The organism is Chitinimonas sp. BJYL2 (assembly GCF_027257935.1).
Lineage (GTDB): Bacteria > Pseudomonadota > Gammaproteobacteria > Burkholderiales > Chitinimonadaceae > Chitinimonas.
Window position 1 is genome coordinate 437,682 of the sequence record NZ_JANZKW010000001.1, and the last position, 15,093, is coordinate 452,774.

15 protein-coding genes are annotated in these 15,093 nt (G+C 63.3%); 8 read left to right on the plus strand and 7 right to left on the minus strand.

Annotation, left to right across the window (positions count from 1 at the left end; genetic code table 11):
* Positions 1–101 precede the first annotated feature (101 nt).
* Positions 102–1,106 (plus strand): iron ABC transporter permease, encoded by a 1,005-nt coding sequence (locus tag O9X62_RS02045; protein WP_308446408.1) that lies wholly within the window; start codon positions 102–104, stop codon positions 1,104–1,106.
* Between the two features lie 13 nt (positions 1,107–1,119).
* Here the strand turns inward: O9X62_RS02045 and O9X62_RS02050 are convergent, their stop codons facing one another.
* Both O9X62_RS02050 and O9X62_RS02055 read right to left on the minus strand, forming a co-directional pair.
* Positions 1,120–2,181: an exo-alpha-sialidase gene (locus O9X62_RS02050; protein ID WP_269531112.1), complete on the minus strand. Its 1,062-nt coding sequence runs from the start codon at positions 2,179–2,181 to the stop codon at positions 1,120–1,122.
* A 3-nt stretch (positions 2,182–2,184) separates the two neighbouring features.
* Positions 2,185–2,529, minus strand: coding sequence for a MoaD/ThiS family protein (locus O9X62_RS02055; RefSeq protein WP_269531113.1), 345 nt, complete (start codon positions 2,527–2,529; stop codon positions 2,185–2,187).
* Between O9X62_RS02055 and hemH the strand changes: the two genes are divergently transcribed.
* Together hemH and O9X62_RS02065 are read left to right on the plus strand one after the other, a co-directional pair.
* The gene (hemH, locus tag O9X62_RS02060) at positions 2,528–3,616 is read left to right on the plus strand and encodes a ferrochelatase (protein ID WP_269531114.1); all 1,089 of its coding nucleotides are present in this window, start codon (positions 2,528–2,530) and stop codon (positions 3,614–3,616) included. The genes O9X62_RS02055 and hemH overlap by 2 nt on opposite strands.
* Positions 3,613–4,689, plus strand: a complete 1,077-nt coding sequence (locus O9X62_RS02065) for a hypothetical protein (protein WP_269531115.1) — start codon at positions 3,613–3,615, stop codon at positions 4,687–4,689. Before hemH ends, O9X62_RS02065 begins: the two co-directional genes overlap by 4 nt.
* A 7-nt stretch (positions 4,690–4,696) precedes the next feature.
* Here the strand turns inward: O9X62_RS02065 and O9X62_RS02070 are convergent, their stop codons facing one another.
* Together O9X62_RS02070 and tsaE are read right to left on the minus strand one after the other, a co-directional pair.
* A complete protein-coding gene (locus O9X62_RS02070) occupies positions 4,697–6,025 on the minus strand; it encodes an N-acetylmuramoyl-L-alanine amidase (protein ID WP_269531116.1) in 1,329 nt (442 codons plus the stop codon).
* A complete protein-coding gene (tsaE, locus tag O9X62_RS02075; protein WP_308446409.1) occupies positions 5,977–6,474 on the minus strand; it encodes a tRNA (adenosine(37)-N6)-threonylcarbamoyltransferase complex ATPase subunit type 1 TsaE in 498 nt (165 codons plus the stop codon). Before tsaE ends, O9X62_RS02070 begins: the two co-directional genes overlap by 49 nt.
* On the opposite strand from tsaE, the gene queG reads away from it, so the two are divergent.
* From queG to O9X62_RS02095, 4 genes are all read left to right on the plus strand, one after another.
* On the plus strand, positions 6,469–7,566 hold the full coding sequence (gene queG / locus O9X62_RS02080) for a tRNA epoxyqueuosine(34) reductase QueG (RefSeq protein WP_269531118.1): 1,098 nt from the start codon (positions 6,469–6,471) through the stop codon (positions 7,564–7,566). The genes tsaE and queG overlap by 6 nt on opposite strands.
* A gap of 34 nt (positions 7,567–7,600) precedes the next feature.
* Complete coding sequence (murI, locus tag O9X62_RS02085; RefSeq protein ID WP_269531119.1) at positions 7,601–8,419, plus strand: glutamate racemase; 819 nt, start codon at positions 7,601–7,603, stop codon at positions 8,417–8,419.
* An 81-nt stretch (positions 8,420–8,500) separates the two neighbouring features.
* A complete protein-coding gene (gene purB, locus O9X62_RS02090) occupies positions 8,501–9,868 on the plus strand; it encodes an adenylosuccinate lyase (RefSeq protein WP_269531120.1) in 1,368 nt (455 codons plus the stop codon).
* Positions 9,869–9,955: 87 nt separating this feature from the next.
* On the plus strand, positions 9,956–11,449 hold the full coding sequence (locus O9X62_RS02095) for a YdgA family protein (RefSeq protein ID WP_269531121.1): 1,494 nt from the start codon (positions 9,956–9,958) through the stop codon (positions 11,447–11,449).
* An 89-nt stretch (positions 11,450–11,538) separates the two neighbouring features.
* Here O9X62_RS02095 and O9X62_RS02100 read toward each other — a convergent pair whose 3' ends face one another.
* From O9X62_RS02100 to rsmD, 3 genes are all read right to left on the minus strand, one after another.
* Entirely contained in the window at positions 11,539–11,820 is a 282-nt protein-coding gene (locus tag O9X62_RS02100; RefSeq protein ID WP_269531122.1) for a pyrimidine/purine nucleoside phosphorylase, read from the minus strand.
* A gap of 107 nt (positions 11,821–11,927) precedes the next feature.
* Complete coding sequence (locus O9X62_RS02105; protein WP_269531123.1) at positions 11,928–13,199, minus strand: putative Na+/H+ antiporter; 1,272 nt, start codon at positions 13,197–13,199, stop codon at positions 11,928–11,930.
* Complete coding sequence (gene rsmD / locus O9X62_RS02110) at positions 13,196–13,789, minus strand: 16S rRNA (guanine(966)-N(2))-methyltransferase RsmD (protein ID WP_269531124.1); 594 nt, start codon at positions 13,787–13,789, stop codon at positions 13,196–13,198. The genes O9X62_RS02105 and rsmD overlap by 4 nt, the downstream gene beginning before the upstream one ends.
* Before the next feature lie 83 nt (positions 13,790–13,872).
* Between rsmD and ftsY the strand changes: the two genes are divergently transcribed.
* On the plus strand, positions 13,873–15,060 hold the full coding sequence (gene ftsY / locus O9X62_RS02115; protein ID WP_269531125.1) for a signal recognition particle-docking protein FtsY: 1,188 nt from the start codon (positions 13,873–13,875) through the stop codon (positions 15,058–15,060).
* The last annotated feature ends 33 nt before the right edge of the window (positions 15,061–15,093 follow it).

A 15,093-nucleotide genomic window follows, 5' to 3' on the forward strand; every position in this document is an offset into this window, starting at 1 on the left:
CGTGGGGAAGCCGCGGATTATACGGGGAAAAGTGCACTCGCTCAGGCATGACGCGGCAAGTCCGCTGCGGCGAAAGTGCTTGATGACGCTAAGATGGCGGCATGTCCCGCCTGCTCGCCTCTCCGCAAACCGCCGTGCGCCTGCTTTGGGCCGGCCTGCTTGTGCTGGCTGCGCTTGCGCTCTTGTCAGCCACCAGCGGTGCCGTGGCGATTCCGCTCGCCGATCTGCCGGGTCTGTTGCTCGGCGCCCCTGCCGACGACACCGGCCTGATGCACCATGCCGTGCTGGTAGATATCCGTCTGCCGCGCATTGTGCTCGCCATCCTTGCCGGCGCGGCGCTGGCAGTGGCCGGCTGCGTGCTGCAGGCTATGTTCCGCAATCCGCTGGCCGAGCCAGGCCTGATCGGCGCCTCCAGCGGCGCTGCACTCGCCGCAGCCGTGGCACGGGTGTTGTTGCCGGGGCTGATGATTGCGCCGCTAGCCTTTGTGGGCAGCCTGCTGGCGACATGGCTCGCTTGGGCCATCGGCCGCGGGCAAGATGCCGCGCGCCTGCTGCTTGCCGGCATCGCCATCAATGCGCTGGCTGGCGGCGGGCTGGCCTTGCTGAGTTACCTGGCCGATGAAACTGCGCTGCGTGGCGGCATCGTCTGGGCGCTGGGCAGTCTCTCCGGCGCCGACTGGGCAACGCTGACTTGGCTGGCGCCCGCGCTGATCCTCTGCTGCGGCGCGCTCTGGCGCGAACTGGGCGCGCTCGATGCGCTGCTGCTGGGCGAGCGCGAAGCCTGGCATCTGGGCTTTGCCCTGGGGCCGTTGCGTCAGCGCTTGATCGCGCTCACCGCCCTGATCGTTGCCCTCACCGTGGCCGCCTGTGGCGCCATCGCTTTTGTAGGGCTGATGGCACCCCATCTGGCCCGGATCGTTCTGGGTCCGGCTCACCGGCTGCTGCTGCCCGGTGCGGCGCTTACCGGTGCCATCGGCCTGCTGGCGGCGGACTGGCTGGCCCGAACCGTGATGCTGCCATCCGAACTACCCTTGGGTGCGGTGGTGAGTCTGGCGGGTGCACCTTTCTTCCTGTACTTGCTGATCAGCGCCAAGCCCAGACCATAGTCGCCGCGCAGCCTCAGTCTGCAAAACTGAGGCAGTAAACCGGTGGCAGTTCGGCCGACAGGCGCTGCCAGCGCTCGCCCCCTTGATCGCCCAACCAGAGTGAGCCGGTGGTGGATGCCATCGCCAGCAGCGTACCTTGGGCATCCACCGCCATGCCGTGGCGGTAGACCAGATGAAACGCGGGTGCGGTCGGCAAGCCTTGCTGGAGCTTGTCGAAAGTCTGGCCACCATCGCGCGTGCGCAGCACATAGAAGTCGCCGGCCAGCGGCACGCGTCGCTGGTCCACCTCTGCCGGCACAAACCAGGCCGTGGCCGGATCGTGCGGGTGTGCCACCACCACAAAACCAAAATCCGACAAGGGCACGGGCGGATGCAGCTCACGCCAGTGCTGCAGGTTGTTGTCACTCACCAACTGGCCGTTGTGATGCTGGCACCAATACACATCGGGCCGGGCCGCGCACTGGGCAAGGCGATGCGGGTCCTGGATATCCGGGTCTTCCGCCGACTCCGGCGGCATATACGCAGCGCGCATGCCGGCTGCAGCCTTGTCCCAGCTGGCACCACCATCGTGCGTCTGCCACACGCCACCACAGGAAATGCCGATCACGACGCGCTGAGGATTGCGCGGGTCCACCAAGACCGAGTGGATGCCGGCATCGTCAAAGCCACCGCCGAACCAATTGGCGCGTTCCGGTCGCTGCCACAGCGCATCAATCAGTTGCCAGCTCGTACCGCCATCGTTGGATCGGAACAGCCCCGGCGGAATGCCACCTGCCCACAGTGTGCCGTCGCCGCCGATGGCCAGAGTCCACATCTGATCCAGCGGCTTGGCGTCGGGGTCGGTTGGCAGCGCAGGCACGGCCAGTGGGTGCCAGTGGGCGCCGGCATCCTCGCTCACATGCAGCTTGGGGCCGAAATGACCATCGCGCAGTGCCACCCACCAGCGCCCCTCATAGGCCAGCACTGCGCTGACCTGCACACCCAGAAAATGTTGGCCCGTCAGCCGCCAGCCCGCCGCATCGCGCGCATACACCAGCAAGCCCTTGCGGGTTCCCAGCAACAAATGGTTCTGCATGGTTCAGCCTCCGGAAAGGGCTTGCATCACGTAGACGCTGGCATCGGCCGGCACGGGCAGATCCAGCGCATCGCGGCGTAATTCGCCATTGATGAACAAGGCAACATGCTTGCGTAACTGACCGTGCTCATCGAGCACATAGCCACGCAGCGACGGGTAATCGGCAAAGACACACTCCAGCGCAGCCCTTGGCGTTGCCGCATCCACCCTCACGGGTGTGGGCGGCGCAAGGTGGCGCAGATGGGTGGTAAATCCGATCAAGGGCATGGACACGTTATAGACACTGCGGAACACGCCGCCATGCGGGCTATCATGGAGGCTTGCCGTGTGCCCCGTCTGAGTAACCATGTCCTATCTGCCCGAACCCGCCTTCCGCCACGATCAGGCCCGCCGTGTCGGCATCCTCTTGATCAATCTCGGCACGCCCGATGCGCCCACGGCCAAGGCGGTACGGCCTTACCTGAAGCAGTTCTTGTCTGATCCGCGCGTGGTGGAGATTCCACGACTGGTATGGTGGCTGATCCTCAACGGCATCATCCTCAACACCCGCCCGGCCAAATCAGCGGCCAAGTACGCCAGCATCTGGACGCGCGATGGCTCGCCCTTGGCCATCCATACCCGTGCGCAGGCCAAGCTGCTGCAAGGCTTCATGGGCGATGCCGGCCAGCCCGTGGTGGTGGAGTGGGCCATGCGCTATGGCAACCCCAGCGTGGCCAGCAAGATCATGGCGCTCAAGGAAGCCGGTTGTGATCGCGTGCTGGTGGTGCCGCTGTATCCGCAATATGCGGCATCGAGCACCGGCAGTGCGATGGATGCAGTGGCCGATGCCATCAAATCCCTGCGCAACCCGCCCGAGATCCGTTTTCTCAAGCACTTCCACGACGCCTCCGACTATATCGAGGTGCTGGCCCAGCGCGTGGAGCAGCACTGGGTGCGCGAGGGCCGCGGCGATCATCTGTTGATGAGCTTTCATGGCGTGCCGCGATTCAGTCTGGACAAGGGCGACCCGTACCACTGCGAATGCTACAAGACCGCGCGCCTGCTGGCCGAGCGCTTGGGACTGCCGGCCAGCAGCTACACCGTGGCCTTCCAGTCCCGTTTCGGCAAGGCCGAGTGGCTCAAGCCCTATACCAGCGAGCAGCTGCATAAGCTCGGCAAGGCCAAGACCGCCAAACTCGATGTGATCTGCCCAGGCTTTGTGGCCGACTGCCTTGAAACGCTCGAAGAAATTGCCATGGAAGGCAAGGCGGATTTCCTGCAGGCCGGAGGCGGCGAGTATCGCTATATTCCCGCGCTGAACTCGGAAGCCGACTGGATTGCCGCGCTGAGCCGCATTGTCACGCCACACCTGCACCCCTGGCTGCAACAGGCAGACGATGCCGCCGCCCTGCAAGCCCGCAAGGCACGCGCCGCTGGACTGGGCGCTAAAGCATGAAACTGCGTGCGGGACTGATGCTGCTGGCGGCCTTGTTGAACGGCTGTGCGGTCATGGGCCCCAGCACCATTTCCAGTAACCGGCCTGCCTACAACCAGGCCGTGCAGCGCACCAACGATCAGGAGCTGCTACTCAATCTGGTGCGGATTCTCTACCGCGACACCACCTACTTTACGACGGTGGAACGGATTGCCGCGTCGTATGAATTCAATCGCGGCATCAGTGGCGGCGCGGGCTGGCAGTCGGCGGCCGGTGCCATCAGCCGCTCGCTCAATCTGGATGAAGGTTCGTTTGCCATCAACGAGCAGCCGACCGTTTTTTATGCCCCCGTCGAGGGCGAAAAGTTCGTGCGCCAGATGATGACGCCAATGAATCCGGATCTCTTGCTGATGCTCGTTAAATCGGGCTGGTCGCTCGATCGCGTGTTTTCGATTGGCGTGCAGGAAATGAACGGCTTGCGGAATGCGCCGTCGGCATCGGGGCCCACGCCGGCATTGGAACCGGAATTCCGTGGCTTCAAGGAAGCGGTGCGGCTGTTGCGAGTGCTGCTGATCAACGGGCTGATCGAGCTGGGCCGCAGTCAGGAGGGCGATGGACTCGAAGTGCGGCTGTCGCCCGCCGCCGAAAACCGGCCGGAAACCATCCGCATCAAGGAACTGCTGGGGCTGGAGCAAGGCCGTAGCCGCTTCCGTATCGTGCCAGGTACCGACAAACACGACCCGAACACGATTGCAATCTCGACCCGGCCACTGATTTCAGCACTCAGCTATCTGGCCCAGGGCATCGATGCCCCAGCCGCCGACCGTAAATCCGGCAAGGTGCGCCAGACACTGCGCCACGACGGTGCGCCGTTTGACTGGCAGGAACTGCTCGAAGGCGTGTTCCAGGTGCGCTCATCGGCCACGCCGCCCGATAACGCCAGCGTCGCCATCGCGTATCGCGGCAGCTACTTCTACATCGCCGACGATGATCTGGAGAGCAAGTCCACCTTTGTGTTGCTGAACCAGCTGATGGCGCTGAACGCCACGCCGGCCGGCAGTGGATCGGCAATGAACTTTACCTTCGGCAAGTAAACCGGCCTCAGTTTGAGGCCAGTTTATTGCGCGCCAGCGGCGGGTTCTTGGACAGATAACGCTTGAAACCCGCCAGCATGGCTTCGGCCATCTTGTCCTGATAAGCCTCGTCGCCGAGTTTCTTTTCCTCTTCAGGGTTGGAGATGAACGCCGTCTCCACCAGTACCGAAGGAATATCGGGCGCCTTGAGCACTGCAAAACCGGCCTGCTCCACATGCGGCTTGTGCAGGCGGTTGATCTCGCCCAGCTCGCCCAGCATGGCTTTGCCGAGTTTGAGGCTGTCGTTGATCGTGGCGGTCTGGGTCAGGTCGAAGAGCACCTTGGCCAGATGCGGGTCGCGGGTATCGAGCTTCACGCCACCGATCAAGTCGGATTCATTCTGGCTTTGCGCCAGCCACTTGGCCGCCGTGCTGGTTGCGCCGTTCTCGCTCAGTGCGAACACCGAGGAACCACGCGCTTGCGGCTTCACGAACGCGTCGGCATGGATCGACACGAACAGATCGGCACCCACCTTGCGTGCCTTGGCCACTCGCTGGCCCAGCGGCACGAAGTAATCATCGTCGCGCGTCAGCACGGCGCGCATGTTCGGCTGCTTGTCGATCAGCGCCTTGAGCTTCTTGCCGATAGCGAGCGTGACGGTCTTTTCGTAGGTGCCACCCTTGCCCACTGCGCCGGGGTCTTCGCCACCGTGGCCGGGATCGATCACCACGGTGACCAAGCGCGCCACATCGAGCTTGTCCTTGTCGGCCGCTTCGGCTTTCTTGTCCTTGTCGGTCTTGTCGATCTTGGCCAGCTTCTCGGTTTTTTCAGGCTTGTCGATAGCGGGCGCCGGTACATCCTTGCCATCGCCGGCAAAGGCCAGGAGCGGGTCTTCGGGTTTGGCCGGGTAGAGGTCGATCACCAGGCGGTGCTTGTACTCGCCATAGGGATCCAGGGTGAACACTTGCGGCTTGATCTCGGCCTTGAGGTCCAGCACCACGCGCACCACGCCGGGCTTGAAGCGGCCGGCGCGCAGGGTTTTTACATAGGGATCATCGGTGCCGATGCGCTGGGCGATATCGGCCAGCTCCTTGCCCCAGTCGGCGCCTTCCAAGTCGACCACCAGTCGTGCCGGATCGGGCACCGTGAACTGGTTGAACTTGAGTGGTGCCGTGGATTCGAGCGTGATGCGCGTGTAGGCCTTGGCCGGCCAGACACGCACGGCAACCACGGCAGAACCGGCGGCGGTGCCGGCGAGAGATCGGGGCGAAACAGCGAACAGCAGGGCCGCGGCTGCTCCTTGCAGGATCAGGCGGCGCTGGGCGTCGGGGCTGCTGTGGTCAAGCGGGCCAGACATGAGACTCCAAGGGGTGTACCGGCAACGAGGGTAAAGTCCCGTCCATCGGCTTGTGGTTGCAGTGATACCTGCCAGTCCGGCCGGGGCAACAGGCCCTCGGCTTTGTCCGGCCACTCCACCAGGCAAACGCTGTTCGGGTTGAACAAATCCCGAAAGCCAGCATCCTCCCATTCAAGCGGATCGGCAAACCTATACAAATCAAAGTGATGCAAGTCTAAGCTAGAAACAACATAAGGTTCAACCAAAGTGTAGGTCGGGCTCTTCACCCGGCCGGCATAGCCCAACCCGCGCAGGATGCCGCGCGTCAGCGTGGTTTTGCCCGCGCCCAGGTCGCCGAGCAGGAAAATCGTCATCCCGCCTTGCAGGCCACGCGCCAACTTTTCGCCCATGGCCAGGGTCGCTGCCTCGTCGGGCAGGAAGGTGCTCAGGGTATGATTCGGCGCATGCATGAGGTCGATTCACTGTGGGATGGTCAGGACTGGGCCGCGCTGGCCGCGCAGCTCAAGGGCTGGGCGCGCGCGCTGGGCTTTGATGCGGTGGTGATCGGCGATGCCGATCTGGGCGCGGATGCGGAAAAGAATCTGCAAGCCTGGCTCGCCGCCGGCCACCACGGCGAGATGGATTATATGGCCTCGCACGGCAGCAAGCGCGCCCGGCCTGCTGAGCTGGTACCCGGTACGCGGCGGGTGATTTCGGTGCGGATGAACTATCGCCCGCCTGCCGCCAAAGACAGCGAAGCCGTGCTGGCAGACGGCGAAGCCGCGTTTATCTCGCGTTACGCACTGGGCCGCGATTATCACAAAGTGTTGCGTAACCGCCTGCAAAAACTGGCCGAGCAGCTCAAAACCGTGGTGGGGGAGTTCGGCTACCGCGCGTTTGTGGACTCGGCCCCGGTCATGGAAGTGGAAACCGCCGTGCGCGCTGGCCTCGGGTGGCGCGGCAAGCACACGCTGCTGCTGACGCGCGAACACGGCTCGTTTTTCTTTCTGGGCGAGCTATTCACCGATCTGCCCCTGCCGGTGGACCCGCCGCTGGAACAGGAACACTGCGGTCGCTGCACACGCTGTATCGACATCTGCCCCACCCAGGCCATCATCGCACCCTACCGCGTTGATGCACGGCGCTGCGTGTCTTATCTGACCATTGAACTGCATGGCGCGATCCCGGTGGCATTGCGCCCCTTGATCGGCAACCGCGTCTACGGCTGCGATGATTGCCAGCTGACCTGCCCGTGGAACCGTTTTGCGGTGGACAGCAGCGAGGCGGACTTTGCCGTCCGTCATGGACTGGATGCCGCCAGTCTGGTCGAACTGTTTGCCTGGACCGAGGCCGATTTCCAGCAAAAGCTCGCCGGCAGCGCCATCTACCGCATCGGCCATGAGCGCTGGTTACGCAATCTGGCTGTGGGTTTGGGCAATGCACCCAGCACACCAGCCGTGCTGGCGGCGCTGCAAAGTCGCCGCGACGATGCGTCGGAACTCGTACGGGAACACGTTGCATGGGCATTGGCCCAGCACGCAGCGCGGGCTGCAGCAGCGTAGAATGGCGGCCTTCGCTGTCTAGATGTTGCCGCTCATGTCCTCCCCCCACGCCAAGCAGTCGTCCCGCCCCATCGGTGTTTTTGATTCCGGTATCGGCGGCCTCACCGTCACCCGCGCGCTGATGGAGCGTTTGCCCTTCGAGGATATCGTCTACTTCGGCGACACCGCCCGCGTGCCTTACGGCGTCAAATCGGTCGCCACCATCGAGCATTTTGCCCAGCAGATGGTCGACTTCCTTCTCCAGCACGAGGTGAAGCTGCTGGTGATTGCCTGCAACACCATCTCGGCTGTCGCCGCCGCCAAGATCCGCGCCCGCGTCAACATTCCGGTCATCGACGTGATCGAGGCCGGTGCCCGCAGCGCGGTAGAAGCCACGCGCAACGACGCCATCGGCGTGATCGCCACGCCCACTACCGTGAACAGCAATGCCTACGCACGCGGCGTGCACGCGCTCAAGGCGGATGCACGTGTCTACTCGCAGGCCTGCCCGCTGCTGGTGCCGCTGGTAGAAGAAGGCTGGCTGGATCACCCGGTCACGCGGCTGACGGTGCAGGAATACCTCAAGCCCGTGCTGGCCGAGGGCATCGATACGCTGGTGCTTGGCTGCACCCATTACCCGCTGCTCAAGCCGCTGCTGGCACAGGAAGCCGGCAGCAATATCCGTCTGGTGGATTCGGCCGTGAGCGTGGCCGAACAGGTCGCCGAAACGCTGGCCGCGCTGGATCTGGCCAACCCGCAGCGCGGGGAACCGACCTATCGCTATTACGTCACAGACATTCCGCTACGTTTCCAGACCGTGGGTGAGCGCTTTCTGGGCCGCAGCCTGCGGCACTTGGAGATGGTGCAGCTCTAGGCGGAATTTCACCCTGCCACGGGGCAAGCGCGCGTGCCGTGGTAGAATCGCGCGCTTGATTTGACTCGGGTTTTTCGCACCATGACGCTTTCCACGCTTACCGCCCTTTCCCCGCTCGACGGCCGCTATCACAAATCGGTTGCCGCGCTGCGCGACTGTTTCAGCGAGTACGCGCTGGTCAAATACCGCGTCAAGGTCGAAGTCGAGTGGCTCAAGGCCCTGGCGGCCGAGCCGGCGATTGCCGAAGTGCCGGCTTTCTCGGCCACGACGATTGCCGAACTCGACGAGGTGGTCGCACAGTTCTCCGAGGCCCATGCCGAAGAAGTGAAGGCGATTGAAAGCCGCACCAATCACGATGTGAAAGCCGTCGAGTACTGGCTCAAGGAACGCCTCTCGGGCAACCCCGAAGTGGGCCCGGTCAGCGAGTTCTTCCACTTTGCCTGCACGTCCGAGGACATCAACAACCTCAGCCACGCGCTGATGCTCAAGGCCGGCCGCGAAGCCATGCTGCCGCAACTGGCCGGCATCATCGACCGCCTCAAGAAGCAAGCCGGTGCCCTCGCCGATGCTGCCATGATGTCGCGCACCCACGGCCAGCCGGCCTCGCCGACCACCATGGGCAAGGAAATGGCCAACATTGCCTACCGCCTTGAGCGCCAGTACCAGCGCATTGCCAAGGTTGAGCTGCTGGGCAAGATCAACGGTGCGGTCGGCAACTACAACGCCCACCTGAGCGCCTACCCCGATATCGACTGGCCGGCCTTTGCGCAGCGCTTTGTCGAATCGCTGGGCATTGCCTTCAATCCGTACACGATCCAGATCGAGCCGCACGATTACATGAGCGAGCTGTACGACAGCTTTGCCCGCGCCAATACGATCCTCATCGACATGAACCGCGATATCTGGGGTTACATCTCGCTGGGTTTCTTCAAGCAGAAGGTCAAAGAAGGCGAAGTCGGCAGCTCGACCATGCCGCACAAGGTCAACCCGATCGACTTCGAGAACTCCGAAGGCAATCTGGGTCTGGCCAATGCGCTGCTGACCCACCTGAGCCAGAAGCTGCCGATCTCGCGCTGGCAGCGTGACCTCACCGATTCGACCGTGCTGCGCAATATGGGCGTGGCGCTGGGCTACACGCTGCTGGGCTATGCCTCGGCCATCAAGGGCCTGGACAAGCTCGAAGCCAATCCTGCTGCGATGCTGGCCGACCTGGACAACAACTGGGAAGTGCTGGCCGAGCCGATCCAGACCGTGATGCGCCGCTACGCCGTGCCCAACGCCTATGAACAGCTCAAGGATCTGACGCGCGGCAAGGGCGGCATCAACCGCGATACGCTGCACGCCTTCATCCGCAATCTGGCGATTCCCGACACCGAGAAGCAGCGCCTGCTCGACATGACGCCCGCCACCTATATCGGCCGCGCCACCGAGCTGGCCCGCAAGATCTGACCCATTCCGGCCGGGCATGGCCCCGGCCGCTCACTGCTTAACCCAGGTCGGCGCACCACCCGACCACCCAAACCGCCAGGCTGCCCCGTGAAGCAAAAACCTCTGATCATCGCCGCCATTGCCATTGCCGGACTGGGCCTTGCCTATACCGGCACCAGCTGGTGGGCCGGCAAGACCGCCGAAGAAACACTGGCCAAGCAGCACCAGCTGCTGGCTGATCTGCCTTACTTCACGGTGAAGTCGCGCGAATACCAGCGCGGCGTGTTCAGCTCGACCGAGCGCACCACCGTGTCGCTCGCACCGCACCTGATCAAGTCCTACCGCATGCTGCCGCTCAAAGAGCTGGGCGATCTGAAGCTCGAAATGAGCTACACCCAGACCGTACGCCACGGCCCCTTCCCGCTGCTGCTGCAAGGCAACCCCACGCCGCTCAAGGCCGCTGTCACCACCGATATCGAATTCAGCGCCGAAACCCAGGCCCTGCTGAAAAAGATGTTCGGCGACGACAAGCCGCTGCAGATCGAAAACCGTATTGCCTTCAATAACGACGGCACCTTCACCGTGAAGATCCCGGCGTTTACCTATGAAGAGACGCTGGCCAAGGTCAAGACCGTGTGGAAGGGTCTGGATGCCACCATTGATTACGGCCGCGATTTCGACCGCGTAGATATCAACGCCATTGCCCCTGAGCTGCATTTCGAAGCCGGCCCCAAGGGCGTGTTCGATCTGAAGGACCTGCGCTTCACCTCGCGCAATGTGCGCGGCGTGGCCGGCCTGATGCTCGGAGAAGGCAAGCTCACGCTGGCTTCCGCGACCTTCAAGCGCACCGAGACCGAAGCCGAGGGCGTACCCGCCCTCGACGCCAAGCTCGAAGGGTTGAGCTACTCGCTCAAAACCACGGCGCAAGGTGATTTCATCGATTCCGGCGTGGATGTGGTGCTGAACACGCTGTCCCTGAACGGTAAGACCTATGGGCCTGCCAAGCTGGCGCTGACGGCCAATCACCTGCACGCCCCTACCTTGGCCAAACTCAGCGAGACCATGAGCCGCATCCAGCGCGAAGTGCAGGAACCCGCCGCTCAGGCTGATCAGCTGATTGCCGCCTTCAAGAAGGATGGCCTGCCGCTGCTGCGCAATGATCCGGCGCTGGCCATCAAACAATTGTCCGTCAAGCTGCCCGAGGGCGAAGTCAGCCTCAAGGCCGATCTGGCACTCAAGGGCTTTGAGGACAAGGACCTCGATAATCCGATCAAGGTCATGGAAAAGCTCCAGGCCAATGCCGACCTCAAGCTGCCCAAACAGGTCATCGAAACCTATGTGCTGTGGCAGGCGCGCGGCATGATCGCGGTGGATACCGAAGAAGGCGAGCGCCCCGATACGGAAGAGCTGGACCAGCTGGCGCGTAACCTGATGGAAAGCCAGATCGAGAAGCTGACCCAGCAGCACCTGATCCGTGTGGAAGGCGAAAATCTGGCCACCACGGGCCAGTGGAAGAACGGCCGCCTCACCGTCAACGGCCGCCTGATTCCCCTGCCCTGGCAGGTGAATCTGCAAGCGGAAGCGGCTGCGCAGGGGCAGTAACGGTTACAGCTAGCTAAGCAAAAAGCCCGATCAACTGATCGGGCTTTTTTTTGCTGCGCTGATTGCACGCTACGGCAAACAATCCGGGTTTACAGGAACTCGCACAGATAGGCCGTATCCACCGCCACCTGCAGCTGGAACCTGCTGTCGCCCGGCACATGGAAATCCTGGCCGGCCTTGAAGGTTTGCCAAGCGTCGTTACCCGGCAGTTTCACCGTCAACGCGCCGGCCACCACGGTCATGCGCTCGGGCTTGCCGGTGCCGAATTCATATTCGCCCGGTGCCATCACGCCCACCGTGGCCGTGCCGGCTTCCACCGCAAAACCCAGCGACTTCACCTTGCCGTCGAAGTACTCATTGACCTTGATCATCTGCTTGCCCCGCATTGAAAACAAAACGGCGAGTATGCAGAGCGCACACCCGCCGTGTCAGAACTTGTCATTCCACGCTTAGAACCTGCGCGCGGCGGCTGACTGAATCAGAGCAAACGGAACGCCAGTGCAGCGACGATAGTCGGTGGAATCGCCGCGGCCAATAGCCAGAGCGGGTTCACAGCCCCGTCGTCGAAGTGCCCACGCAGTATCGACATACCCGCCGGGTTGGGCGCATTGGCAATCACCGTCAGGCCACCACCGGTTACCGCGCCGGCCACAAGCGAATACTTGAACTCATCACTGAGGCCTTCGACCAGCGAACCCAGATAGGTCAGCGCGGCGTTATCGGTAATGGCCGTGAGCGCGGTGGCACCATAGAACACGGCATCGGCGCTCATCGTCATCAGCACCGGCTGCAGCCACCACTGCTGCAAGCCGCCCAACACCACCAGCCCGGCGAGGAAGAACGCCACCAGCAGCCCCTCGCGCAGGATCAAGCGATCCTGGTACTGCGGGTAGGCCGAGGCCACCCCCATGAAGAACAGGAACAGGCCCATGAAGGCGGCCGGATGGTGCGCAAACACCACCACCCCGGCCAGAAAAGCCAGATGGATGCCGATCATGGTCCAGCTCATCGGCCCGGCAGCCTCCGTCTCCGCTCTGGGCGGCAAGGCGCGCAGCTCACGCGCGAACAGCAGCGTGACCACCAGCGCGTTGATCATGACGGCGAGCAAGGCTTTGTCGCCAAAGTTCAGGAACATGAAAGCCAGGTCCCAACCCCATTTGCCCGCCACCATCAACACGGGCGGCGCGGCATAAGGCGTGAGCGTGCCGCCTATGGAGATGTTGACGAACAACACTGCCAGCGTGGCGTACTTGAGCCGGCTGGACAGCCCCGCGCTGTAGAAGCGATCACGCAGCATCAGCGCCGCCAGCGTCATGGCCGCCGGCTCAGTGATGAACGAGCCCAGCAGCGGCACGACGGATAGCGCGAGGAAATAGAAGGTCCAGTTGGCATGCAGCGGAATCAACCGCGCCAGCAGCGCCACACCAGCCTTGGCGGCGTGCAGCACAGCGCGCGTGCCGGCGATCACCATGATCACGAACACGAACATGGGCTCGGTGAAATTGCGCGTATCGATGTACTGCGTGGCCTCGGCCTTGCCCAGCAGCACCAGCATGAAGCCCATCAGCACCATCGCCCAGAAGCCGAACACGACTTCGACTTCGCCCAACAGGTGCCACACACCTGCATGTTGCGGCTTGCTATGGGCTAGTCGCTCGAAAATGCTGGTCGAAAACGTGTGAGCAATCGCCAGTGCAAACAGCACGGCGCCAATGATTTCAATCGTGGTGGGCGATGCGGCAAGGGTCATGCGGACTCCTGTTCGATGTTCGTTTCCGCCGGCGAGCGGCGCAACAAGGCGTACTGTACGACACCCGCCTTGCCTTCGCGCAGCGTTTCCCAGCCCGCCAGCGGTGGTAGCTTGGCGGATTCGACATACACCCGCGCCCCGTCATTGAGCAGCGGCACCACCAGGGCCAGTGCCTTGGGCAGCAGATCACTGGCAAACGGCGGGTCCAGAAACACCAGATCAAAGCGATCGGCACAACGTGCCAGCCAGGCCATAGCATCGGCCGATACGAGTTCCACTGCCTGAGCCCCGAGCAGCGCGCGGTTATCGCGTAGCGCCTGCTGGGCCGGGCGCGCCATCTCGATCATCACCACGCGCGCGGCACCGCGGGACGCAGCCTCGAAACCCAGCGCACCTGCGCCGGCAAACAGATCAAGGCAGTGCAGGCCATGCAGCTCCTGCCCCAGCCAGTTGAACAGCGTTTCGCGCACGCGATCAGGCGTGGGGCGCAGGCCGTCACCGTCGGGAAAGGTCAGCAAACGGCGCCGATACTGGCCGGCAATGATGCGGACCGTGTTGCTGCGGGACGATTTGGCGGCGGGCTTGGGCATGCGGGGTATGGGCGAGCAGTCAGGCAAGGTAGAATCCTACCCCATTCCCCTACTTGGCCGGCTCGCCCGGCAAGCAAGACGCAATGTCCGATATGCAAGACACGCAAGCCGGCTGGGGCAAAAAGCTCTGGAAAACACTGAACACCGATATCAGCGAGTTAGCCGGCGGCAAACCTGCTGCCCCGGTCGCGCCTGCAACAGCGCCGAATGACGCCCCCCCCCCGGTTGCCACGGACGCACCCACCGCGCCCGTGCCAGCGGCAGAAGCCGCCGGTGCCGATGAGAAATCGTTCTGGCAGAAGACGGTCGAGGTCCTCAATACCGACGTCACCGTCCTCGCCAAGGATGTGGCCCACGCCAGCAGCGAGCTGTGGCAGTACAAGCTCAAAGCCGGCCTCGCCAAAACGCGCGACAAGCTCGGCAAGGAACTGGCTGCGCTGTTCGGCGGCGGCCAGATCGACGAGGACATTTACGAAGAACTCGAAACCGTGCTGCTCACGGCTGATATGGGCGTGGATGCCACCACCCATCTGCTCAAGGACGTACGCAACCGCGTCACCCTGGCCGGTCTCAAGGACGCCAGCGAGCTGCGTGGCGCACTTAAGGGCGCACTCACCGAGCTGATCGCCCCGCTCGAAAAGCCGCTCGCCATCGAAGGCCACAAACCCTTCATCATCATGGTGGCCGGCGTCAACGGCGCGGGCAAGACCACCAGCATCGGCAAGCTGGCCAAATACTTCCAGAGCCAGGGCAAGAGCGTGCTGCTGGCCGCGGGCGATACCTTCCGTGCCGCCGCGCGCGAGCAGCTGGCCGCCTGGGGCGAGCGCAACAACGTCACCGTCATTGCACAGGAAGGTGGCGATTCGGCCGCCGTGTGTTTTGACGCCATCAACGCCGCCAGGGCTCGTGGTATCGATATCGTGCTGGCCGATACCGCCGGCCGCCTGCCCACCCAGCTGCACCTGATGGACGAGATCGCCAAGGTCAAACGGGTGATCGCCAAGGCCGACCCGACCGGCCCGCATGAAGTGCTGCTGGTGCTCGACGCCAACACCGGCCAGAACGCGCTCATGCAGGTCAAAGCCTTTGACGACGCACTGGGTCTGACGGGCCTGGTGCTGACCAAGCTCGATGGCACCGCCAAGGGCGGCGTGATTGCCGGCATCGCCAAACAGAAGCCGATCCCGCTACGCTTCATCGGCGTGGGTGAGGGCATTGATGATCTGCGGCCGTTTACCGCGCAAGACTATGTGGATGCACTCATTGAATAAGGAAACCACCCGGCCTGCCGCAAGGCGCGCCGG